The sequence below is a fragment of the Variovorax sp. SRS16 genome (genome assembly GCF_901827165.1).
GTDB lineage: Bacteria > Pseudomonadota > Gammaproteobacteria > Burkholderiales > Burkholderiaceae_C > Variovorax.
Map to the genome: position 1 here is coordinate 2,159,951 of NZ_LR594666.1, position 22,919 is coordinate 2,182,869.

Below are 22,919 nucleotides of genomic sequence, written 5' to 3' on the forward strand. Positions count from 1 at the left end.
TCATGCCGCAGTCGCGGCTGCATCGACGGCCTCGATCGCTGCCGCAACGCGCCCCGCCACCTGGCTCACCAGCGCCTGTCGCTGAGGCGGCTCGCGCCAGCGCAGTCGCAGGCCCGTTTCCCAGTCGGCATGGCTGCGCGCCGGTTGTGCCGCGCGCACGAGATCGGCGAGCGCGCGCGGCGCCGCTGCGCTGCCGGCGGGCGCGGCGATGCGGTCGATGGCCGCATGGCCGCGCTGCTCCAGCGCGCGCAGCAGTTGCAGCTGCCAGCCTGCGAGCACGATCAGCACACGGTCCTCGACGGTGAGCTCGTGCAGGTCGCGCAGCTTGTTGACGAGCTTGCGGCCCAGCGGTCCCCAGCCCTGCGACACCGCGCCGCCGATCGCGCCGCCGAGCGCCGCGCCCGCGCCCAGCGACAGCCCGGCCAGCGCGAGGTCCGCCACCACGCCGACCGCCGCGCCGACGGCCACGCCCTTGCCGAGCAGCAGGCCTGCGTCCTTCAGGGCCTCGGGATGGAAGAAGTCCATGGTCCAGCGGCCTTCGACCAGCGGCAGCGGCGCCTCGTCGGCATCGCCGTCGCGAAAGCCGTAGAGCGCGAGCAGGTCGTCGGCCGAGCGCTGGGCCTTGTCGAACACAGCCTTCTGCAAGGCCGCGATCAGGCGTCGGCGGTGCGCTTCGTCGGCGAATTCGGCGGCCGTCGCGCTGCGGCGCATCGCGGCCGCATCGACCAGCAGTTCCGCGATGCGCAGACTTGCCGCGCGGCGGCGCTCGGCGAACTCGGCTTCGAGAAAGGCGACCACTTCATCGAGCTGCCGCCGCCGGTCGCGCAGCAGCGTGGCGAGATCGCGGTACAGCTCGCGCTCGGCGCCGACGAAAGGCGCCGCCGCATCGAAGCGCACCACCACGTGCAGGCCATAGGCCGACAGCAGGGTCTTCCATTCGGCCTCGCGGCTGGCTGCGCTGCAGACGAAATTGAGCACTGGCAGCACGGGCCGCGCGCAGGCATTGAGCAGCTCGATCTCGGCACGGAACTTGGGCAGCACCGGCTCGCGCGCATCGATCACCAGAAAGGCGGCATCGACCTCGAGCAGCGCGCGCAGCACCTTGGCCTCCTGCTCGAACACGCCGTGCGCCTCGGGGCCTTGCAGGAATCGCCGCACGCGCTCCGGCGGCGTGAGGCTGCGGTCCTCGGCATCGAGGTGTTCGCGCAGGGCAACCGCGTCCTCGAGGCCGGGCGTGTCGAGGAAGCGCACGGCGGCGCGGCCATCGACCTGCAGGTCGATGCTTTCGACATGCCGCGTGGTGCCCGGCCGCTCGGAGACCTCGCCGAAATTCACGCGCCGCGTGAGCGTGCGCAGCAGCGAGGTCTTGCCTGCATTGGTGTGGCCGACGACGGCGATGCGAAGCGCTTCGGTCACGACAACGTCTCCGCGCCTTCGGTGATCAGCAGCCGATCGAGGCCCGCATCGGCCAGCCAGCCGTGCCAGCGACGGCGCGCCGCTTCATCAGCGCCGGGCAGCCGCAGCCGGCATTCGCCGCACAGTGCCATCACTTCGCGCAGAAAGCGCTCGGTGCCACGGTCGGGGCTCGAAGCCGCGTTGCAGGCGACGAAGGCCTGGCGCGGCCGCAGCCGGGCCAGCTCGTCGAGCAGCGCGCGCCGCGCACCGGCACTGCCGTCGATGCGCAGCACCTGCGCGCCGGACGCCCGGGCTTCGGCCGGTGGCCACGGCAACTCGTCGGGCAACTCGAAGCCGATCAGCACCGTGGCGTTGCCGACCTCGCCGTCGCTGAGGCCCGCCGGCATGCGCCGCAGCGCGGGGCCGCTGTCGGCATCGACGATATGGCGCGGCGCCATCGCATCGAAGCGGGCCCGCAATCGGCTGAAATAGGCCTGCGAGCCGTCGGGCCGCAGCGATTTGCGGCGCAGCCTCCACACGGCCGCGCAGAGCAGCGCGAAGACCCCCCGCGGCAGCAGGCCATAGACCACGATGCAGCCGGTGAGCCACAACGCCCAGGCGCGCTGCCCCGAGGCCGCGGCCAGCGGCGACAGCACGGCGTTGGCATCGGGCACCGGAAAGCCGAGCCACGACGGCGCCGCACCCAGCCATTGCACGGCGTGCACGAAGAAGGCCGGTTCGAGGATCGTGGTTTCCCAGTTCAGCGTGTAGTTGCGAAACGCGAGTGCGAACAGCAGCGCCGCGATCACGACCGTGAACGACAGCGACCAGATCGCATGGCTCACGAAACCCAGCGCCCAGGGCAGCAGCCGCGCGCGCGCCATCAGCCGGGTGGCGGCGCGCAGCAGCAGCGGCGTCTGCCCCTGCCGACCGCCGGCCACGCGGGCCGTGAGGGCGAGCCAGATCCAGCCGAAGGAGGCATTGAAGGCGCCGAGCGGAACCACCAGGCCGAACAGCCACAGCAGCAGCGTCAGCAGATGCAGCCCGAGCAGGCTCGCCAGCGCCACGACCACGTTGATGCGGCGCTCGCTGTTGCCGACCACGCTGCCGGCCAGCGTCAGCCCGGCGAGCACGATCAGCGCCACCAGCGCCAGCAGCACCCACGGCGCCCAATGGCGCGCACGGGCCAGTTCGTCCTGCAGTCCGATGCGTTGGCCGAGGATGCGCGCGCGTGCCGCGATGCGCGCCGGGCCGTCCGCGTGTGCGCTGGCCGCTTCGCGCATCGCCTGCGCGTCGTCCAGCGGGCCGGCCTGCTCGATCAGCTGCACGGCTTCGATGATCACCGCGTCCTGAAAGGCAGGGGGGCGCGCAACGGGGTTCAATGGCTTCCTTCAAAGACCGGACAGTGCCGGGGCGCACCGCGGAAGCGCGAAATTATGCCCGGCATGCACGGTCCCGCCGCCATGAAAAACGGGGCCGCGAAGGGCCCCGGAATTCCCACCGATGGAAGGCGGGAATGAAAAATGATGTTCTAGCGCAGACCGAAGAAGGACAGAACGGCGACGACGACCACGACCAGACCGACGATATAGATGATGGAATTCACGGCGGGGACTCCTCTTTGTTGAAGACGGCTTCAGCGTGCGCCGCCGTCCCGGTTCGCGATGTCGGCGATGGACTTCGCGCACTGTAGGACTCGCGACGCAAGCCGGCGCTGCTTTCCGGCGGGTTCACTTCCCATTCATCGTCGTCGTCGCCGTCGCCCAGGAATCCGCCGCTCTGGTGCGCCCAGAGGCGCGCATAGAGGCCGCCCTGCGCAAGCAGCGTGCGGTGGTCGCCTTCCTCGACCACGCGGCCTTCGTCGAGCACGATCAGCCGGTCCATGGCCGCGATGGTCGACAGCCGGTGCGCGATCGCGATCACCGTCTTGCCCTCCATCAGCCGGTACAGGCTGGCCTGGATCGCGGCCTCGACCTCGGAGTCGAGCGCACTGGTGGCCTCGTCGAGCAGCAGGATCGGCGCGTCCTTGAGCATCACGCGCGCGATCGCGATGCGCTGGCGCTGGCCGCCCGAGAGCTTGACGCCGCGCTCGCCGACGTGGGCCTCGTAGCCGTGCCGGCCGCTCGGGTCGCCCAGGGTCTGGATGAAGGCGTGCGCCTCGGCGCGCTCGGCCGCGGCCTGGATCGCGGCCGGCTTCGCGTCGGGCCGGCCGTAGGCGATGTTGTCGGCCACCGAGCGGTGCAGCAGCGAGGTGTCCTGCGTGACCATGCCGATGTGGGCGCGCAGGCTGTCCTGCGTGACATGGGCGATGTCCTGGCCGTCGATCAGGATGCGGCCGCTTTCGAGGTCATGGAAGCGCAGCAGCAGATTCACCAGCGTCGACTTGCCGGCGCCGGAGCGGCCCACCAGGCCGATCTTCTCGCCGGGCGCGACGCGCAGCGTGAGGTCGTCGATCACGCGCCGGCCCGCGTCGCCATAGCGGAAGCTCGCATGCTCGAAGCGCACCTCGCCGCGCGGCACGTCGAGCGTGCCGGCATCCGGCGCGTCGAGCACCGTGCGCGGGCGCGACAGGGTCTTCATCCCGTCCTGCACGGTGCCGATGTTCTCGAACAGGCTGGTCATCTCCCACATGATCCAGTGCGACATGCCCTGCAGCCGCAAGGCCATCGCGGTGGCCGCCGCGACCGCGCCGACGCCGACCGCGCCCTGCGACCACAGCCACAGCGCGGTGCCGGCCATGCCGGCGGTGAGGCCCATGCTGAGCGTGTGGTTGGCGATCTCGAACGCGCTCACCAGCCGCATCTGGCCGTAGCCGGTGGCCATGAACTCGGCCATCGCGGCGCGCGCGAAGCCGGCCTCGCGCTGCGCGTGCGAGAACAGCTTGACGGTCGAGATGTTGGTGTAGGCATCGGTCACGCGGCCCGTCATCAGCGCGCGTGCATCGGCCTGCGCCTTGCCGATCTTGCCGAGCCGCGGCACGAAGAAGCACAGCGTGCCGATGTAGAGCGCGAGCCAGATCACGAAGGGCATCATCAGCTGCGCATCGAGCACGGCCGCCAGCACGATCATGGTGGCGATGTAGACGCCCATTGCCACCATCACGTCGGCCAGCACGAAGAGGGTGTCGCGCACCGCGAGCGCGGTCTGCATCACCTTGGCCGTGATGCGGCCCGCGAATTCGTCCTGGTAGAAGGCCATGCTCTGGCCCAGCATCAGGCGGTGGAAGTTCCAGCGCATGCGCATCGGCAGATTCACCGCCAGCGTCTGGTGCTTGACGATGGTCTGCAGCGCGACCACGCCGATGCTGGCGACCAGCGCCGCGCCCAGCCATGTGAGCGTGCTGCCGCGCTGTTGCCAGAGCTGCGCCGGCACCTGGCCGCCGAGCCAGTCGACGATGCGGCCGAGGATCGCGAACAGCAGCGCCTCGAAGGCCGACATCGCCGCGGTGAGCAGGGCCATCGCGGCGATCTTGCCGCGCACGCCGTCGGTGCAGGCCCAGAGAAAGGCGAAGAAGCCCCCGGGCGGCAGCGCGGGTTCGGCGGGCGGATAGGGGCGAAGAAGTCTTTCGAAGAAAAGAAACAAGATGCGTGGTCTCCAGACAGGCGCCACTGTAGCGGGCGGCGGCGCCAGCACGCGCTGCATGGGAAATATCTAGACTCGGGGGTCAAGGAGCCTTCATGACCACCACCACCTCGACCCTTCCGACCTATTTCATTTCCCATGGCGGCGGGCCGTGGCCCTGGATGAAAAAGGAAATGGGCACCGCCTACGACCGCCTCGCCGCTGCGCTGGCCGACATGCCGCGCCAGATCGGCCGCACGCCGGCTGCCATCCTGATGATCTCCGCCCACTGGGAGGAGGCCGCCTTCACGGTGATGGGCAACCCGCACCCACCGATGGTCTACGACTACGGCGGTTTTCCCGAGCACACCTACCACGTGCACTACGACGCGCCGGGCGCGCCCGAACTCGCGCGCCGCGTGCAGGCGCTGGTGGAAGCGGCGGGCCTGCCCGCGGGAGTCGATGCCGAACGCGGCTTCGACCACGGCACCTTCTCGCCGATGGCCGCGATGTATCCGAAGGCCGACGTGCCGCTGATCCAGCTGTCGCTGCTGCGCGGCCTCGATCCGGCGCAGCATCTGGCGCTCGGCCGTGCGCTGGCGCCGCTGCGCGACGAGAACGTGCTCATCGTCGGCAGCGGCCTGAGCTATCACAATCTTCGCAACTTCGGACCGCAGGCGCGCGATGTGTCGAAGGCCTTCGACGACTGGCTCGACGATGCGGTGGTCGGCGCGGCGCCGCCGCAGCGTGTCGAGCGCCTGCTCGACTGGGCCTCGGCGCCGGCGGCGCGCATGGCGCATCCGCGCGAGGAGCACCTGATTCCGCTGATGGTCGCGGTCGGTGCCGCCGAGGGCGAGGCCGGCGTGCGGGTGTATCACGAGGAAGCGTTCATGGGCGGCATCGCGGTGTCGAGCTTCCGTTTTGGCGAGGCGGCCGGTGCCTGATTCCTCGATCTTCGACGCCGAAGCGGATGCCGAGGCACGCCGCCTGATCGCGCGCATCGATGCGCTGTCCACTGTCCACGATCCGCAGCACGGCGGGGTGCGCGTGCGCTGGCGCCGCTTCGGCAACGGCAATGGCGACACGCAGCCGCCGCTGGTGCTGCTGCACGGTGGCCACGGCAGCTGGATGCACTGGCTGCGCAACATCGAGGCGCTCTCGGCGACGCGCACGCTGTGGCTGCCCGACATGCCGGGCTTCAACGACTCCGATGCGCCGCAGCGGCCGGCGCTCGATCCCTTGCTCGATGCGCTCGGCGGCACGCTCGACAGCCTGATCGGCGCGCACCGCGAGATCGATCTGGGCGGCTTTTCATTCGGTGGTTTCGTCGCATCGCGCTTCGCGCTGCAGCGCGGCGATGTGCGGCGGCTGGCCTTGCTGGGCAGCGGCGGCCACGGCACGCTGCGCCGCATGACCGTGGAGATGATCAACTGGCGCGCCGCCCGCGACCGCGACGAGGAGCGCGCCGCCTTGCTGCACAACCTGCACGCGCTGATGCTGCACGACGAGGCGGCCATCGATGCGCTGGCCTTCGTGATCCACGACATCTCCTGCCATGGCACGCGCTTTCGCAGCAAGGACGTGTCGCTCGCGGGCGGGCTGCAGGCCGCGCTCGATGCCATTGAGGGGCCGCAGTTGCTGCTGTGGGGCGAGCACGACGTGACGGCCGATTCGCGGCCACTGGTAGCGCAGCTCGTCGCGGGCCATGCGAACCGTCAGGGCGCGGTGATCGGCGGCGTCGGGCACTGGGTGCAGTACGAGCGCGCGGACGAGGTCAACGCGCGGCTCGCGGCCTTCTTCGCCTGACGGCCGTCGCGGCTGCCGTGCCGCGTCTTCTTGCGACGACGCGACTCAGGGCTCGGCGCTGATGCCGGTCTCCGCGACGATCGCCTGGTACTTCTTCATCTCCGCGGCGATGAAATCGTGCAGTGCCGCGCCCTGAAGCGGCGTCGCCGACAGCCCCTGGTCCTCGAGCGAACGCACGAAGGCGGGCTGCGACAGGATGGCCATCACATCGGTGCTGATCTTCTTTTGCATCGACTCGGGAAGTGCCTTCGGCCCGAAGACGCCGAACCAGTTGGTCAGCTGCAGGCGCGGCAGGCCGAGCTCGACCACCGTCGGCACGTCGGGCAGCAGCTTTTCCCTGCGCGGGCCGGCCACCGCGAGCGCATGCAGCTTGCCGGCACGGATGTGCTGGAGCAGCGGCGGCGTGGTCGCGAAGAAGAGATCGATCTGTCCGCCGATCAGGTCGCTGACGGCCAGCGATGTGCCGCGGTAAGGCACATGCGTCAGACGCAGCCCGGTCAGGCGTGCAAGCATTTCGCCGGCCATGTGCTGCTGCCCGCCGATGCCCGGCGATCCGTAGGTCATCGGTTCGGAAGCGTTCTTGCGCGCGAGCAGCGATTTCATGTCCGTGACGGGGAGCTTCGGTCCGCTGACCAGGACCAGCGGCGCCGATGCGACCAGCGTGATCGCCGAGAGATCCGACACCGGGTCGTAGCGCATGTTCTTGAAGACCAGGCTGTTGAGCGAGACCTCGGGCGTGTAGCCCAGCAGCAGGGTGTAGCCGTCGGGTGCTGCCCGCACGGTTTGCTCCGCCGCGATCATCCCGCTGGCGCCGGGCCGGTTCTCGACCACCACTTGCTGGCCCCATCGGGCCGTCAGCGCGGTGGCGATCAGGCGTGCGACCAGATCGGTGGAGCCTCCGGGTGCGTAGCCGACGAGAAGCTTGACCGGTTTGTCCGGGTAGGCCGGCTCGGCCCACGAGAGGAGCGGTGCCGACGCGGCCAGAACGAGGGCGAGCACGGTGGAACGGATCGACATGAGGAACTCCTGCACGAAGGTTGGAATGGAACTCAGAGGCGGACGAGGACGACCTGCAGCGGGCCATCGCCTTCGCCGTCGAGCGCCCGCTGCAAGGTCTTCATCTGCGAGGCCACGCTGCATCGCTCGCCGGTGACGAGGTCGTAGGCGATGCCCGAAGGCGCCAGCGTGCCCAGGCGGTCGAGCACCCGGCTCGTCGTCTGCCGGATCAGCACGTAGTCCTGCGCGTCTGCCTTGAAGGCGAGCGCGAGGCTGGCATCGTGCGTCTGCGCACCGAGCGTGAGGGTCTGCGCGCTCGACAGCAGCGCGTTGAGGGTTGTGAACGCGGTCGCTGCGGGCCGCGGATTGAAGCGCCGGTCGATGAAGGCATGGCGCGGGAAGTAGCCGCGGTCCACGTCCATGAAGGTGTCGTACACGTAGCGGATGCCCGGGCTCGACTTCGACAGGATCATGGCCTCGGCGACGCTCGCCACGTTGGCGCGATCGTCGGCACGCTCGATCGCCAGGCTGGGGCCGCTCAGCTTGAGCGAGGCCAGCACGAGGCAGCCGGTCGCTGCGTGGAATGCCTTCAAGGTCGCGGCCGCGGCGACGAGGGACTGCCCGGCTTCGATGCGGACCGTGACGCCGTCGATCTCGCCGGCGCGGTGTGCCGAGAGGATCATTTCCTCGTGCTCGGCCAGTTCCTCGGGCGTGAATCCGGCCTTGACGAAATGGCTGAAATGCTTGCCGTCGAAATGCGAGTCGTCGAAGGTCAGGATCTTCGCGTAATAGACCTGTGCGCCCGACGACGTGCGCAGTGCGCGCAGCGCACTGCGCTGGCGTGCGAAGCCGTCGAGCGTGGCATTGACCTCGAAAGCCGCGACGCCGCAGGCCTGCAGGTCATGCGCGAGCAGTTCCGCCTTGGGTGCACCGAGCGCCGTCACGATGTAGCGATGGCCCTGGCGCGCCAGCACCTGCATCCGTTGCCTCGATTCGGTTTCGCCGAGGTCCATGTCCGGGACCTTCAGCAGGCGCGCGCCCATTTCCCACAGCGCCAGCAACGGATAGTCGTTGCGCGCCCACTTGCGGCCGAACTCCTGCACGCCGCCGGTCGCGGTGATCTGCATGCTTTCGGCCCATGGATGGCGCAGTTCCACGCCGACGTTGTCGAAGGTCGAGGTCTTCGGGTGTGCGAGCAGCCGTTCGTGTCGCGCAAGGGTCGCATCGCCGGCCTTCGCCTGCGCGCCCATCGTGCGGATCGAATGGGCGACATGGCCGTCGGCATGGACATCGACCACGAAGTAGCCGAGCTTCTCGACGTCGCCGCGGCCGAACTCGACGCTCGGCGCGACCTTGTAGAACTCCGAAAAATCGTGGCGCAGGAAGGCGGTCGAAGGCAGCATGTAGAACTCGGCGTTGCCCACGCGTTCGTACCAGAAGTTGTGGACGTGGCCCGCGAACACGGCCTCGACCTGCGGCCGTTGCATCAGTCCCAGCAGCCAGGACCGGCCCGGCTCGTCGACGTTGTCGTAGTTGCCGCGCTCGCTGCGTGAATGAATGTAGGGCGGGTAGTGCATGAAGAGAAACACGCGCTTGTCGGCGGCGCGTTCGATCTCGTCTTCGAGCCAGAGCTTCTGGCGTTCCTCGTCGGGCAGCCCCGAGTTGAGAAGCAGCGAGTTGATGACGATGAAACGCAGTCCGCCTTCGTCGAAGGCGTGGTAGTCGGCACCGAAGGCCGCGCGGTACGTCTTCAGGAAGGACTCGCAGACCTGGTCGGCCGGCATCCAGTCCACGCGTTTGTCGCCGACGTCGTGGTTGCCCGGCGCGAGATGGACCGGGACCTTGACCGGTGCCGCGATGTCCTTGAAACAACGCACCGCCTCGTCGAAGGTCGGCAGGGACGGCACCGGATGAACGATGTCGCCGAGGTGCACGACGAAGCTCGGGGGTGGATCCATGGCCGCGATGTCCAGGAAGACGCGCCGGGCGCGCGCATTCGCCAGGCGGTTGGTTTCGTAGGGCGAACTGGACACGCCATCGCTTTCGTTGACGTGCGTGTCGGCGACCACCACGAACGAGAACAGGGGACGACCGCGAAGGGCGCTGGGAAAGGTGGGGCCGGTTTCTTCGATCATGGTGATGAGAGATTCGTTATATTGATTTATCGTCAAAATAGTGGAATGAAATTGTCTGAGCGGTTCGATAGAATGTCAATCACCGTTTTGGATGGAGACCTCGTTTGGCCGATCGACCCAGTCCCGACTTCCCGGACGCCGCGGATCTGGTCGCTCATCCCCAATTCGCGTCCACGCTGGCCAATGGCCTGGCGGTGCTCGGCTGCTTCGGCAGCGGCGCGGCGACGCTCGGCAACAAGGAAATCGCGGAGCAACTGGGCATGGCACGGCCCACGGTGTCGAGGCTGACCTTCACCCTGGTGGGCCTGGGCTACCTTCGACGCGATACGCGGACCGGCCGGTACTCCCTCGGGCCCGCCGTTCTCTCGCTCGGCTATCCGCTGCTGTCGCAATTGACCATTCGACAGGTGGCGGGCCCAGCCATGCTCGAACTGGCGCGCTATGCACGCGGTCCCGTGTCGATGGGAACCAGGGATCGGCTGCAGGTCGTTTACCTGGAAACTGTCCAGGGGCAGGACACGAACGACACCAAGCCCGACATCGGCTCGACGCGGCCCTTTTTGCGCACGGCCATCGGTCGGGCGCTGCTGTATGCGCAGGAGGCGCCGGATCGCGCCATCCTCCTCAAGCAGCTCCAGAAAGCCTATCCCGAGGAATGGGACAAGTTCGGTCCGGCGCTGGATCTGGCCTTCGACGAAATCAAGTCGCTCGGCTTTTGCATCGTCTCGACCGACTGGCGGCCGACGCTCGCCGCCGTGGCCGTGCCGATGCGCGGGCGGGTCAACGGCATGTCGCTCGCCTTCAACGCGACAGTGCCCAGCTATTCGACGGACAGGAAGTACCTGGAGACGAACCTCGGGCCGCGTCTGGTCGGGCTGGTGAACAGCATCGAATACAAGCTCGGACTGCAGCAGAGCTGAAGCCGGGGGCCGGACGCCTAAGCGGCCAGTGAGGCGGCGTGCCGCTGCCAGAAGGCCGCGTCGGGCATCGGGCCGGTGCCGGCTGCCGCGTTGTCGGTCATGTGCTCGGGGCTTCCGGTGCCGGGAATCGTGCAGGTCACGGCCGGCGCGCTCAGCACGAACTTCAGCAGCACCTGCGCCCAGCTCGTGCAGCCGATCTCCGCGGCCCAGCCGGGCAATGGCTTGTCGCGCCAGCGGCGCAGCAGGCCGCCGCCGCCGAAGGGCAGGTTGACGATGACCGCGACGCCGCGTTCGGCCGCGAGCGGCAGCAGGCGCTGTCCGGCCTCGCGCGCATCGAGCGAGTAGTTGATCTGCAGGAAGTCGAGCTTCTCGGCACGCAGCACCGCTTCGACTTCGGCATAGGCCGATGACGTGTAGTGCGTGATGCCGATGTAGCGCACGCGGCCCTGGTCCTGCCAGCCGCGCAGGGTCTTGAGGTGGGTGCGCCAGTCGACCAGGTTGTGCACCTGCATCAGGTCGATGCGCTCGGCGCGCAGGCGCTGGAAGGACTGCTCCATCTGCGCGATGCCGGCCTCGCGGCCGCTGGTCCAGACCTTGGTGGCGAGGAAGGCGCGCTCGCGCTGCTTCGATGCGGCCAGCAGATCGCCGGTGATCGCTTCGGCGCGGCCGTACATCGGCGAGCTGTCGATCAGCTTGCCGCCGGCGGCGAACAGCGCGTCGAGCACGCCGGGCAGGCGCTGGTATTCGGCGCTGCCGGGCGCGACGTCGAAGCCGATCCAGGTGCCGCAGCCGATGACGGGCAAAAGCTCGTGGGTGGAGGGGATGGGGCGGGTGTTCATCTTCGTTTCCGTCCGTGGCTGGGAGAAGGCGAGCGGAGGCAGGGCAGTGCAGATCGACAGACCGACGCCGAAGCGCAGAAACCGGGCGCGCGTGACGCCCTCATGGGTTGCGGCTCCCATGTCGCGTCTCAGTCCATCGTCAGTTCGACATGAACGCGACGCCCGATGGCCGTCGCGATGTTGACCAGCGCATCGAGCGAGAAACGCGACACGCGGCCTCGCAACAGGTCGTTCATCCGGGGTTGCGTAATGCCGCAGCGCGTTGCGGCCTGGGTCTGGGTCCAGCCGCTCTCCTTGACGATGGCGGCGATTTTCTGCATCAGTTCCGCGCGCGCCCTGAGATTGGCCGCCTGTTCCGGCGTGTCGGCGATGGCATCCCAGACGCTGGCATGAGTATGAGCAGGGTTCATGTGCACTCCTTGATCATTTGCTGGAAGCGGCGTCGTGCCGTCTCGATGTGCTGCCTCGACGTGGCCTGGGTTGCATCTTGTCGGACATCCGATGGAAAGTCTTTCAGGCATTGAAGGGAGTCGCCGAGCAAGCAGATCGGCTTCATGAATTATATCCAAGTGGATATAAATTGATCACGGCGATTCTGAAAGGCATGTAGGAGGGATAAAGAAAAAGCGCGATGCGAGGCAGAGAATGCTGTATAAAAATACAGTCATCCAATCCATCATGGGCCTCCCTTCCTTCGACTCCTTTTCCCCTGCCGCCCGCCACCACGTCTGGTGCGGCGACGAGCTGGGCCTGTCCGACGCGCAGGTCATCGGCACCGGCCATGCCGCGCTCGATGCGCAGTTGCCCGGCGGCGGCTGGCCGGTCGGCGCGTTGACCGAACTGCTGCAGACCGCGCCCGAGGCGCATGCCTGGCAACTGCTGCTGCCCGCGCTGGCGCAGGCGGTGCAGGGCAGCACCGGGCCGGTGGCGCTGATCGGCGCGCCGCACGAACCCTTCGGTCCGGCACTGGCGGCGCACGGCCTGCCGGTCGAGGCGCTGCTGTGGGTGCGCAGCGAGGCACCCGCTGCGCGGCTCTGGGCCTGCGAGCAGGCGCTTCGCTGTGCCGACATCGCCGCCGTGCTGGCCTGGCTGCCGCAGGCGCGCGTGGGCGAATTGCGGCGGCTGCAGCTCGCGGCGGCGCAGCACGACGCGCTGCTGTTCGTGTTCCGGCCCGAGAGCGCGGCGTATTCGACCTCCCCGGCACGCCTGCGCCTGCAGCTGGCCACCTGCGAGCAGGACCGCACGCAGATCGACATCCGCATCCTCAAGCGCCGCGGCCCGCCGCTGGCCTCGCCGGTGCAGTTGCCTGCGCGCAGCGAGCGCATGGCGGCGCTGCTCGCGGGCAGCCAGTTGCGGCGCAAGCTGCGGCAGCAGCAGGAGGGCGTCGAACCGGCCGCCGGCACGGCCACGGTGGTGCGCATCGAGGCATGGAAAGGAGGAGCGCATGCACTGGATCGCCTTGCGGTGGCTGCCTGAGGGCGATGCCGTCCTGCCGACTCCCGAAGCATTGGGCTGGTGGGCGCTGGGCTTCACGCCGCGCGTCGCCTGGGTCGACGAGGCGCTGCTGCTCGAAGTCTCGGCCTGCGAGCGGCTGTGGGGCGGCCGTCTGGCGCTGATGCGCCTGATTGCGGGCACGAACCCGGCAGCGCCGGTGCGCGTGCAGCAGGCCCAGGGCGCGACCAGCCTGATCGCGCTCGCACGGCTGCGTCTGTTCGCGCGCGGCGAGACGCCGCCTGCCGAGCTGCCCTGCGGCCTGCCGCTCGACACCCTGAGCGCGGCGCACGATCACCTCGACGTGCTGGTGCACCTGGGCTGCCGCACCTGGGGCGAGGTGGCGGCGCTGCCGCGCGCCGGGCTCACGCGCCGCTTCGGCAAGGAATTGCGCGCGGCGCTCGATGCGGCCTATGGCCTGCAGCCCGAAAGCCATCGCTGGCTCACGCTGCCCGATGTCTTCGAGCAGAAGATCGAGCTGCCCGCCCTGGCCGAAGGTGCGCCCGAGCTGATGTGGTCGGCCAACCGCCTGCTGGCCGCGCTGCAGATCTGGCTGCGCGCGCGGCAGCGCGGCGCGGTCGCGGTCGAGCTGCAATGGACGCTGGACCTGAAGCGCCTGGAAGGCGTCGACCTGCCGCCGCACCAGCAGATCATCGTGCGCACGGCCGAGCCCACGCAGGACATGGCGCACCTGCGCCGACTGATGGCCGAGCGGCTCGCGCTCACCTGGCTGGCGGCGCCGGCCAGCTGGCTGCGCCTGCGCTCGCTCGAAACCACGCCGTGGGCCGGCGCGAGCACGAGCTTCCTGCCCGAGGACAACCGCAAGGGCGACAAGCTGCACGAACTGGTCGAGCGGCTCAGCGCGCGGCTCGGCGCAGGGCAGGTGCTGAGCGCGGTCGCACGGGCCGATCACCGGCCGGAGCATCGGCAGGCATGGCAGCCGGCCTTGCATGCGAAGCGAACCGATGCCCCGTCGCCGCCTTCGCGGCCGGAGCCGCCTTACCCTTCATGGCTGTTGCGCGAGCCGCTGCAGTTGGAGATGCAGGGCGAGTACCCCTGCTACCAGGGGGCGTTGCGCAGGCTGGTCGGGCCGCAGCGGCTGGAAGCCGGCTGGTGGGCCGATGGCCGGCCGGCCGTGCGCGACTACTACATCGCCGAAAGCCCGAAAGCCGGCCTCGTGTGGATCTACCGCGAGCGGCCCTCGGCCTGCTTCGCATCGGACGAAGTGCGCTGGTACCTGCAGGGCCTCTATGCCTGAGCTCAGCGACAAGCAACTGCGCGCCCGCATGTCGAAGGTGCATGTGCTGCCGGCGGCCGCGAAGCCGGTGCGCGAACTGCCGGACTATGCCGAACTGCACTGCGTTTCCAACTTCAGCTTCCAGCGCGGCGCATCGGCGCCCGAGGAACTCGTGGCGCTCGCCTACGAGCTGGGCTACGCGGCGCTCGCGATCACCGACGAATGCTCGGTCGCCGGCGTGGTGCGCGCCCACACGGGGCTCAAGGACTACCTCGAACTGCTCGACGAGCAGGACCGCGAAAATCCCGACCTGCCGCCGCATCCGCGCAACCCGGACTTTCGCGTGCTGTACGGCAGCGAGTTCATGTTCGAGCGCTTCCGACTGGTCGCGATCGCACACGACCTCGAAGGCTGGGGCAACCTGTGCGAATTCATCACTGCCGCGCGCACCCGCGCGCCCAAGGGCGACTACCACGTGAGCCTCGAAGACAGCGACATCGCCTCGCTGCGCCACTGCGAGATCCTCCTCGTGCCGCGCCGCGCGTCGTCGGGCGGAATCTTCGACCTGCCGTCGCTGCAGGCCGATGTGGAAACCATTGCCGGCCTGTTCGGGCACACGCCCTGGCTGCTGGTCGAGATGCCCAACGAATGGGACGACGACCTCTGGTTCGCCACGCTGCATGCGCTGGGCGAGCGCACCGGCCTGCCGCTCGTGGCCGCGGGCGACGTGCACATGCATGTGCGTTCGCGCAAGCCGCTGCAGGACGTGATCACCGCCGTGCGCGAGGGCAAGCCGGTCGGCGAATGCGGCTTCGCGCTGCAGCCCAATGCCGAGCGCCATCTGCGTTCACGCAAGCGGCTGGCCGACATCTTCCCGCGCGCGCTGCTCGCCCGCACGCTCGAGGTGATGCGCCGCTGCACCTTCGGGCTCGACGAGATCCGCGCGCATTACCAGTACCCGCTGGAAAACGTCGGCAACGGCGAGACGCCGGCGCAGACGCTGGTGCGCAAGACCTGGGAAGGTGCGCGCGACAAATATCCCGAGGGCATTCCCGAGCAGGTGCGCACGCAGGTGCAGCACGAGCTCGACCTGATCATCGAACTCCACTACGAGATGTTCTTCCTGACGGTCGAGGACATCGTGCGCTTCGCCAGGAGCGAGGACATCCTCTGCCAGGGCCGCGGCTCCTCCGCCAACTCGGCGGTCTGCTTCTGCCTCGGCATCACCGCGATCGACCCCGAAACCGGCCACCTGCTGTTCGAGCGTTTCCTGAGCCGCGAACGCCACGAGCCGCCCGACATCGACGTCGACTTCGAGCACCAGCGGCGCGAGGAAGTCATCCAGTACATCTACAAGAAGTATGGCCGCGAACGCGCAGCCATCGCCGCCGTCGTGATCTGCTATCGCTCGCGCAGCGCCTTGCGCGACGTCGGCAAAGCACTCGGCATCGACGAGCGGCTGATCGACGAATTCGCCAAGGATCACTACTGGTTCGACGAAGCCATCCTCGATCAACGCATGGACGAGGCGATGACACGTGCGGGCGTGCGCGAAGAGCGGCTCAAGCTGCACCAGTGGATCGAGCTCACGCAGCAGCTCAAGGGCTTTCCGCGCCACCTGAGCCAGCATGTCGGCGGCTTCGTGCTCACGCAGAGCAGGCTCACGCGCCTGGTGCCGGTCGAGAACGCATCGATGAAGGATCGCTCCGTCATCCAGTGGGAGAAGGACGACCTCGAGGCCATGGGCATGCTCAAGGTCGACGTGCTCGCGCTCGGCATGCTGAGCGCGATCCGGCGCAGCCTCGATTTCGTCAACAGCTGGCGTGCCAGCACGCTGCAGATGCACGAGATACCGAAGGACGACCAGGCAATGTTCGACATGATCTGCGAGGCCGACACCATCGGCGTGTTCCAGATCGAGAGCCGGGCGCAGATGTCGATGCTGCCGCGCCTCAAGCCGCGCAGCTACCAGGACCTCGTGATCGAGGTGGCGATCGTGCGGCCGGGTCCGATCCAGGGCGGCATGGTGCATCCGTATCTCAAGAACCGCGAGAAGCTGCGCAAGGGCGCCCAGATCGATTACCCCTATCCGGATCTCATCCCTGCACTCGGACGCACGCTCGGCATCCCGATCTTCCAGGAGCAGGTGATGCAGATTGCGATGATCGCGGCCAAGTTCACGCCCGACCAGGCCGATCGCCTGCGCCGCTCGATGGCCGCGTGGAAGCGAAAGGGCGGAGTCGAGAAGTTCTACGAGCCATTGGTCGGTGGCATGAAAAGAAACGGCTATGACCCCGCCTTCGCCGAAGCCATCTTCAAGCAGGTGCAGGGTTTCGGCGAATACGGCTTTCCCGAAAGCCATGCGGCCAGCTTCGCGAAGCTGGTCACGGTGAGCTGCTGGCTCAAGCACTACGAACCTGCGTGCTTCCTGGCCGCAATGCTCGATGCGCAGCCGATGGGTTTCTACAGCCCCTCGCAACTCGTGCAGGACGCGCGGCGCCATGGCGTCGAAGTGCGACCGGTCGACGTCACGTGCAGCCGCTGGGATTGCACCCTAGAGCTCCCGGCTGTTCCTCCTTCCCCCTCTGGGGGAAGGCTGGGATGGGGGCCGCAGCCTCCGCCCCACGCAACGCCCCGCTTCGCCCACCGCCAAGGCAACCCCCACCAACCTGCCGTCCGCCTGGGCCTGCGTCGCATCGGTGGCCTCAGCGAGGCCGGCGCCCAGCGCCTGCTCGACGCCCGCGACGCATCGCCTTTCACCAGCACCGAAGACCTCGCATTGCGCGCCGAGCTCGACGGCAAGGACATGGCCGCGCTCGCCGCCGCCGATGCGCTGATCACGCTCTCGGGCCATCGCCGCCAGCAGGTCTGGGACGCGACCGCGCAGAAGCGCTCGCCGGCGCTGCTCAAGGGCGTGCCCATCCACGAGCGCGCGCTGCAATTGCCCGCCGCGCCCGAAGCGGAGGAGATCACCGGCGACTACGCCTCGCTCGGCCTCACGCTGCGCCGCCATCCGCTGGCGCTGCTGCGCCCGCGCCTCGCGCGCATGCAGCTGCTGAGCGCCGAGCAGCTGCGCGCGCTGCCGCACGGCCAGACCGCGCGCGCCTGCGGCATCGTCATGGGGCGCCAGCGGCCGCAGACCGCCAAGGGCACGATCTTCGTCACGCTCGAGGACGAGACCGGCAACGTCAACGTGATCGTCTGGAACCATGTGGTCGAGGCCTGGCGCGAGCCGCTGCTGCGCTCGCACCTGCTCGCGGTGCAGGGCACGTGGCAGCGCGACGTCGACAGCGGTGGCGAGGTGCGCCACCTGGTGGCCACCGGCTTCAGGGACCTCACGCCGCTGCTCGGCCGGCTGGCAGAGAGCAACAGGAGCCGCGATTTCCACTGAGATCGAGCCCGAGTGCTCAGACAGACCCGTCAGTCACCGTGCCCGCATCGTGATCACCGGACGCAGCGGCATCGGCATCGGTCACGTCTTCGTGTCGCTTGAGCTGTTGCTGCGCAGCACCCGGCCATCGCCCACGAAGGATTCGCCGACCAGCATCCGGAACGCCGCGCCCGGCTGAAAGCGCGCCAGCGCCAGCGCCGGCGCCAGGAACTCGACGTCCAGCGTCTGTGCCACGCCGCGCCGGAAGGTCTCGCCGGGTGCCACGAACCAGCGCGCCGAGAAGCCCTCGTTGTCGATCACCAGCGCGCAGCGATGTTCGCCCGCGAGGATCGGCGTGTCCTCGGAAGGCAGCATCGGCGTGCGCAGCGTGAGCTCGACCAGCGCGTGCGGCTGGAACGGCGCGCCCGCCTCGAAGCTCGCGGCCCCGGGTGCGGCCGGGCGCCGGATCCGCGCCACCAGCCAGCTGATGATGTTGCCGATGACCGGCAGCCACAGCAGCATCATCAGCGTGCCGATGTTGCGCAGCGTGCCGGGTTCGGCGAACTGGCGCACGAGGGCGCCGGCCGCGGCCAGGCACAGCAGGACGATGACGATGATCTTGCGCCGGGACTGGATGGTGGTGCTGGTGGTCATGAGGGGGCCGCTGATGCGGCACGCCCATTCTCGTGCCCTTTGCTCAGTGCGTCCTCGGCGGCACCCCGTCCCGGCGCACGATCACCTGCCCGTTGCGCGCGCCGCTGTGGGTGCCGTGCCGCCAGCTGACGGCGCCGTTGACGATCACGCAGTCGATGCCTTCGGCCGGCAAGGTCGGCGTCCTGTAGTTCGCCGCGTCGCGCACGGTCGCGGCATCGAACACCACGATGTCGGCATGGTGCCCCACCTTCAGCGTGCCGCGCCCGTGCAGGCCGAAGTTGCGCGCGGTGAGCCCGCTCATCTTCCACACCGCGGTCTCCAGCGGGAACAGACCGACATCGCGGCTGTAGTGGCCGAGCACGCGCGGGAAGGTGCCCCACAGGCGTGGATGCGGGCTCTCGCCGACCGGAATGCCGTCCGAGCCGATCATGGTTTCGTCGAAGGCGAGGATGCGCTGCACGTCGTTCTCGTCCATCAGGAAGTAGATCGCGCTGCCGGGCTGCAGGCGGCGCGCGGCCTCGTCCTTCGCGACGCCCCATTCCTTCGCGATGTCGTCGAGGTCGCGTCCTGCGCACTCGGGATGCGGCTGGCTGTCGGCGATCAGCACGCGGCCCTCGAGCATGCCGCGGTCGGTGCGGATCATGGTCGAGCCCGCGGTGTAGGGATAGCAGTCGAGCGAGACGCACTGGTGCTTCATGGTCTCGCGGATGAAGGGCAGGGTGGTCTTCGAGCGGCCGAAGTTGGACGTGTTCTGGACCTTGTGGTGCGACACGACCACCGGAATGTCGAGCTCGCGGCCGATGCGGAAGGTCTCTTCGAGCGCGTCCATCACCTTGTCGGCCTCGTCGCGCATGTGCGTCACGTAGAGCGCCTTGCGGGCGCTGAGTGGCCGGCCGACTTCGATGATCTCCTCGGTCGTCGCCTTCACTGCGGGCGGATAGAAGGTACCGGTGGACATGCCGATCGCGCCGGCCTGCATCGCTTCCTCCACCAGCGCCTGCATGGCCGCGATCTCCTGATCGTTGGCGGGGCGGTCGAGGTCGGACATGGTGACCGCGCGCAAGGTCGAGTGGCCGACCATCGCCGCGACGTTGACCGACGAGGGTGTGGCGCGCAGCGCGTCGAGGTACGCCGCGAAGGTGGTGAAGCGGCCTTCGGGTGGCGAGTCGATCAGACTCAGCGGCATCGGCAGATCCATGTCCGCGCGCAGCGGCGCGGCGCTGATGCCGCAGTTGCCGGCAATCACGGTGGTCACGCCCTGCGAGATCTTGAACGGCATCGCGGCCTGCGACAGAACGGCCTGGTCGTCGTGCGTGTGCGAATCGATGAAGCCGGGGGCGACGATGCGACCGGTGGCGTCGAGCGTCTGCACGGCCGTGCATTGCGAGAGGTCGCCGATGGCAGCGATGCGTCCATCGGTGATGCCGACATCGGCATCGAAGCGCGGGGCTTTGGTGCCGTCGATGACGGTGCCGTTGCGGATCAGGAGATCGAAGTGGGAAGGTGTTTGCGTCATGGGAAGTCCTTTGCGTCTTGCTCCCTCTTCCTTTGGGAGAGGGCGGGGGTGAGGGCGCCGGGCGATGGAAAGGGTCGCGTCGTTGTCGAGGAGCCGCTAGCGGAAATGGCAGGCCACCCATTGGCCGCCGACGGAACCCGAAGGCCGCTCGGTCAACGCCGGCGTCTGCTCCTTGCACACGGCTTGCGCCAACGGGCAGCGCGTATGGAAGCGGCAGCCCGAAGGCGGATTCGCGGGGCTCGGCGGATCGCCTTGCAACAGAATGCGCCGGGCCGGCGTGCGCGGATTCGGCACCGGCACGGCCGACAGCAGGATCTCGGTGTAGGGATGGCGCGGTGCCGAGAACAGCGTGTCGCGGTCCGCCACTTCGACGATGCGGCCGAGGTACATCACGGCCACGCGATGGCTGATGTGGCGCACCACCGCGAGGTCGTGCGCGACAAAGAGGTAGGCGATGCCGAGCTCGGCCTGCAGGTCCATCAGCAGGTTGACCACCTGCGCCTGCACCGACACGTCGAGCGCCGACACCGGCTCGTCGCAGACGATCAGCTTCGGGTTGAGCGCGAGTGCGCGCGCAATGCCCAGCCGCTGCCGCTGGCCGCCCGAGAACTCGTGCGGATACTTCTTCGCCGCCTCGGGCCTGAGGCCCACCTTGGCGAACAGCCACTGCACACGCTCGCGGCGTTCGGCACCCGAGCGCATGCCGAAGTTCTTCAGCGGCTCGGCCACGATGTCGCCCGCCGACAGGCGCGGGTTCAATGACGCATACGGATCCTGGAAGATGATCTGCAGCTCGCGCCGGCGCAGGCGCATCTCGCCGGGCGAAAGTCCCACCAGCTCTTCGCCATCGAGCTTCACCGAGCCCGAAGTCGGCTCGACCAATCTCATCACCGACTTCGCGGTGGTCGTCTTGCCGCAGCCCGATTCGCCGACCAGCGCCAGCGTCTCGCCGCGCGCCACGGTGAAGGAGACATCGTCGACCGCCTGCACCGGCGGCTTGGGCTTCGACAGCCAGCGCTGTGGCGAGACGTAGTGCTTGCGGAGCTGCTCGACCTTCAGCAGGACGTCGGCATTCATGCGACAGCCTCCTGCGCCCAGTCGACGCGGCCTTCCTCGACCGCGAAGCAGGCCGCCGTGTGATCGCCGCCGCGCGCGACGAGCCGCGGCGTCTCGGCCATGCAGCGCGCATCCGCATGCGGGCAGCGCGCCGCGAAGGCGCAGCCGCGGCCGAGTTCGTGCGGCGCGGGCACGAGGCCCGGAATCTCCGCGAGCCGCGTGCCGGTGCCATTCATCGACGGCATCGAGGCCATCAGCGCGCGCGTGTAGGGATGCAGCGGCCGGTCGAACAGGTCGAGCACGTCGGCCTCCTCGACCTTGCGGCCCGCGTACATCACGATCACGCGGTCGCAGCTCTCGGCCACCACGCCGAGGTCGTGCGTGATCATCACCACGCCCATGCCGAGTTCCTTCTGCAGCCGCTTGATGAGGTCGAGAATCTGCGCCTGAATCGTCACGTCGAGCGCAGTGGTCGGTTCGTCGGCGATCAGCACCTCGGGGTTGCAGGCCAGCGCCAGCGCGATCATCACGCGCTGGCGCATGCCGCCGGAGAGCTGGTGCGGGTATTCGTCGACGCGCCGCTCGGGCTCGGGGATCTGCACCACGCGCAGCATCTCGACGGCGCGCTTCAGCGCCTCGGCGCGGCTCGCCTTCTGGTGCAGCTGCACCGTCTCGGCGATCTGCCGGCCGACGGTCAGCACCGGGTTCAGCGAGGTCATCGGCTCCTGGAAGATCATCGAAATGCGGTTGCCGCGGATCTGCCGCATCGCGCGTTCGCTCAGCTGCAGCAGATCGGTGCCGCGCAGGCGCACCGTGCCGCTCACGCGCGCCGGCGGCGTGGGCACGAGGCGCAGGATCGACAGCGCGGTGACGCTCTTGCCGCAGCCCGATTCGCCGACCACGCCCAGCGTGCGGCCGGCGCACACGGTGAGGGACACGCCATCGACCGAGCGCACCGTGCCCGCGAGCGTGTCGAAGTGCGTGCGCAACTCGCGCACTTCGAGCAGGGGTTCGTCGGGGGCCAGCGCGATGCGCGACAGCGGCTGCGTCATAGCTGCCTCGCGAGCCTGGGGTCCAGCGCATCGCGCAGCCCGTCGCCCAGCAGGTTGATGGCCAGCACCGTCAGCGCCAGCAGGATGCCCGGGTACAGGATGATGTGGAAGGCCACGGCGACGAAGTTGCGGCCCTCGGCCATCATGTTGCCCCAGCTGGGCGTCTGCGCCGGCACGCCGACGCCGAGGAAGGACAGCACGGCCTCGGTCAGCACTGCCGATGCCGCGACGAAGGTCGCCTGCACCACCAGCGGCGCCACGATGTTGGGCAGCACGTGGCGCAGCAGGATCACCGGCAGCCGTGTGCCGACCGCATGCGCGGCCTCGACGTAGAGCTGCTCGCGCAGGGTCAGCGCGAGCGAGCGCACCAGCCGTGCGACGCGCGGCACCTCGGGCACCGTGATGGCGACGATCACGGTCGTCAGGCTGGCCTGCGTGACCGCCATCAGCGCGATCGCGAGCAGCGTGCCGGGGATCGCCATCAGCCCGTCCATCACACGCATGATGAAGCCGTCGGTCCAGCGCACGAAGCCGGCCGTGAGGCCGAGCAGCACGCCGAACACCGTCGCCAGCAGCGCCACCGACAGGCCCACCACCATCGACACGCGCCCGCCCCACACGGCGCGACTGAACACGTCGCGGCCGAGCGCGTCGGTGCCGAACCAGTGCTCGGCCGAGGCCGGCTGCATGCGCGCGAGCGGGTCGATGTCCTGCGGATCATGGGTCGCGATCCACGGCGCGCCGATGGACAGCAGCGCGATCGCGATCAGCAGCAGGGCGCCGATGATCAGCGTCGGGTTCTTGCGCACCCAGCGCCAGCGCGGCGGGACGAAGGGCGTGTCGTCGGCGGCGGAAGCCGCGGCATCGGTCATGGGCAAGGCGGCGGACATG

Annotated in this window: 18 protein-coding genes; 6 read left to right on the forward strand and 12 right to left on the reverse strand. The window is 68.9% G+C overall.

All coding sequences use genetic code 11. The features are described 5' to 3' along the window. From E5P2_RS10485 to E5P2_RS10495, 3 genes are all read right to left on the reverse strand, one after another. Positions 1-1,416, reverse strand: a complete 1,416-nt coding sequence (locus tag E5P2_RS10485) for a GTPase/DUF3482 domain-containing protein (RefSeq protein ID WP_162567026.1) — start codon at positions 1,414-1,416, stop codon at positions 1-3. Next, positions 1,413-2,777 (reverse strand): DUF2868 domain-containing protein, encoded by a 1,365-nt coding sequence (locus E5P2_RS10490; protein WP_232080648.1) that lies wholly within the window; start codon positions 2,775-2,777, stop codon positions 1,413-1,415. The genes E5P2_RS10485 and E5P2_RS10490 overlap by 4 nt, the downstream gene beginning before the upstream one ends. Before the next feature lie 220 nt (positions 2,778-2,997). Further along, a complete protein-coding gene (locus E5P2_RS10495; RefSeq protein WP_162567027.1) occupies positions 2,998-4,977 on the reverse strand; it encodes an ABC transporter ATP-binding protein in 1,980 nt (659 codons plus the stop codon). Positions 4,978-5,072: 95 nt separating this feature from the next. On the opposite strand from E5P2_RS10495, the gene E5P2_RS10500 reads away from it, so the two are divergent. Beyond that, a complete protein-coding gene (locus E5P2_RS10500) occupies positions 5,073-5,900 on the forward strand; it encodes a DODA-type extradiol aromatic ring-opening family dioxygenase (RefSeq protein WP_162567028.1) in 828 nt (275 codons plus the stop codon). After that, complete coding sequence (locus E5P2_RS10505; protein WP_162567029.1) at positions 5,893-6,762, forward strand: alpha/beta fold hydrolase; 870 nt, start codon at positions 5,893-5,895, stop codon at positions 6,760-6,762. Before E5P2_RS10500 ends, E5P2_RS10505 begins: the two co-directional genes overlap by 8 nt. A gap of 45 nt (positions 6,763-6,807) precedes the next feature. Here E5P2_RS10505 and E5P2_RS10510 read toward each other — a convergent pair whose 3' ends face one another. Both E5P2_RS10510 and E5P2_RS10515 read right to left on the reverse strand, forming a co-directional pair. Beyond that, on the reverse strand, positions 6,808-7,779 hold the full coding sequence (locus E5P2_RS10510) for a Bug family tripartite tricarboxylate transporter substrate binding protein (protein WP_162567030.1): 972 nt from the start codon (positions 7,777-7,779) through the stop codon (positions 6,808-6,810). 32 nt (positions 7,780-7,811) lie between these two features. Beyond that, positions 7,812-9,893: a metallophosphoesterase family protein gene (locus tag E5P2_RS10515; RefSeq protein ID WP_162567031.1), complete on the reverse strand. Its 2,082-nt coding sequence runs from the start codon at positions 9,891-9,893 to the stop codon at positions 7,812-7,814. Positions 9,894-9,997: 104 nt separating this feature from the next. On the opposite strand from E5P2_RS10515, the gene E5P2_RS10520 reads away from it, so the two are divergent. Then, positions 9,998-10,813: an IclR family transcriptional regulator gene (locus E5P2_RS10520; protein ID WP_162567032.1), complete on the forward strand. Its 816-nt coding sequence runs from the start codon at positions 9,998-10,000 to the stop codon at positions 10,811-10,813. A gap of 17 nt (positions 10,814-10,830) precedes the next feature. On the opposite strand, the gene E5P2_RS10525 is transcribed toward E5P2_RS10520, so the two are convergent. Beyond that, complete coding sequence (locus E5P2_RS10525; protein WP_162567033.1) at positions 10,831-11,772, reverse strand: aldo/keto reductase; 942 nt, start codon at positions 11,770-11,772, stop codon at positions 10,831-10,833. A gap of 8 nt (positions 11,773-11,780) precedes the next feature. Beyond that, entirely contained in the window at positions 11,781-12,062 is a 282-nt protein-coding gene (locus E5P2_RS10530; RefSeq protein WP_162567034.1) for a helix-turn-helix domain-containing protein, read from the reverse strand. Positions 12,063-12,330: 268 nt separating this feature from the next. Between E5P2_RS10530 and imuA the strand changes: the two genes are divergently transcribed. Genes imuA through E5P2_RS10545 form a run of 3 tightly spaced genes read left to right on the forward strand, consistent with a single transcriptional unit; the run spans position 12,331 to position 17,771 of the window. After that, positions 12,331-13,128 carry a translesion DNA synthesis-associated protein ImuA gene (imuA, locus tag E5P2_RS10535; RefSeq protein ID WP_162567035.1) on the forward strand — a complete coding sequence of 266 codons (798 nt, stop codon included), beginning with the start codon at positions 12,331-12,333 and terminating at the stop codon, positions 13,126-13,128. Then, complete coding sequence (locus tag E5P2_RS10540) at positions 13,097-14,401, forward strand: DNA polymerase Y family protein (RefSeq protein ID WP_162567036.1); 1,305 nt, start codon at positions 13,097-13,099, stop codon at positions 14,399-14,401. Before imuA ends, E5P2_RS10540 begins: the two co-directional genes overlap by 32 nt. Continuing rightward, the gene (locus E5P2_RS10545; RefSeq protein WP_162567037.1) at positions 14,394-17,771 is read left to right on the forward strand and encodes an error-prone DNA polymerase; all 3,378 of its coding nucleotides are present in this window, start codon (positions 14,394-14,396) and stop codon (positions 17,769-17,771) included. Before E5P2_RS10540 ends, E5P2_RS10545 begins: the two co-directional genes overlap by 8 nt. 81 nt (positions 17,772-17,852) lie before the next feature. Here E5P2_RS10545 and E5P2_RS10550 read toward each other — a convergent pair whose 3' ends face one another. The 5 genes from E5P2_RS10550 to E5P2_RS10570 all read right to left on the reverse strand — a co-directional run bounded on the left by E5P2_RS10550 (position 17,853) and on the right by E5P2_RS10570 (position 22,918). Beyond that, positions 17,853-18,404 carry a hypothetical protein gene (locus E5P2_RS10550; RefSeq protein ID WP_162567038.1) on the reverse strand — a complete coding sequence of 184 codons (552 nt, stop codon included), beginning with the start codon at positions 18,402-18,404 and terminating at the stop codon, positions 17,853-17,855. A 43-nt stretch (positions 18,405-18,447) separates the two neighbouring features. Next, entirely contained in the window at positions 18,448-19,920 is a 1,473-nt protein-coding gene (locus E5P2_RS10555) for an N-acyl-D-amino-acid deacylase family protein (RefSeq protein WP_162567039.1), read from the reverse strand. Between the two features lie 96 nt (positions 19,921-20,016). After that, positions 20,017-20,997 (reverse strand): ABC transporter ATP-binding protein, encoded by a 981-nt coding sequence (locus E5P2_RS10560; RefSeq protein ID WP_162567040.1) that lies wholly within the window; start codon positions 20,995-20,997, stop codon positions 20,017-20,019. Continuing rightward, positions 20,994-22,028, reverse strand: coding sequence for an ABC transporter ATP-binding protein (locus E5P2_RS10565; protein ID WP_162567041.1), 1,035 nt, complete (start codon positions 22,026-22,028; stop codon positions 20,994-20,996). Before E5P2_RS10565 ends, E5P2_RS10560 begins: the two co-directional genes overlap by 4 nt. Next, positions 22,025-22,918 carry an ABC transporter permease gene (locus E5P2_RS10570; RefSeq protein WP_162567042.1) on the reverse strand — a complete coding sequence of 298 codons (894 nt, stop codon included), beginning with the start codon at positions 22,916-22,918 and terminating at the stop codon, positions 22,025-22,027. The genes E5P2_RS10565 and E5P2_RS10570 overlap by 4 nt, the downstream gene beginning before the upstream one ends. Position 22,919 lies beyond the last annotated feature (1 nt).